This window comes from Pseudomonas sp. SIMBA_068 (assembly GCF_046534705.1).
GTDB classification, from domain to species: domain Bacteria; phylum Pseudomonadota; class Gammaproteobacteria; order Pseudomonadales; family Pseudomonadaceae; genus Aquipseudomonas; species Aquipseudomonas putida.
Map to the genome: position 1 here is coordinate 1 of NZ_JAWRYI010001053.1, position 254 is coordinate 254.

1 pseudogene is annotated in these 254 nt (G+C 44.5%); it reads right to left on the reverse strand.

From position 1 onward, the window contains the following. Nucleotides 1-63: 63 nt before the first annotated feature. A pseudogene (gene ypdB / locus SB756_RS32660) lies at nt 64-254 on the reverse strand (two-component system response regulator YpdB); the annotation flags it as partial.

The window sequence follows — 254 nt, forward strand, 5'->3', positions numbered from 1 at the left end:
GAACAGATCAGCGAAAAATTGTTGATCGGCGGGCAAGCCTGGTGCTTTCATGAAAGTTCCCGATTAAAGTTGCATTAACTGGCGAAATTCTTTTACTTTGCTGCGGCTGACTGGCACTTCAAAATCCAGATCTTTCAGCCGCAGAATATAGGTGTTATTAAACCTCGGTTCGATTTCGCGGATTTTGTTCAGATTGACACAAAATGAGCGATGGCAGCGGAAAAAATGCGACGGCGGCAGTTTGCTGCAAAATT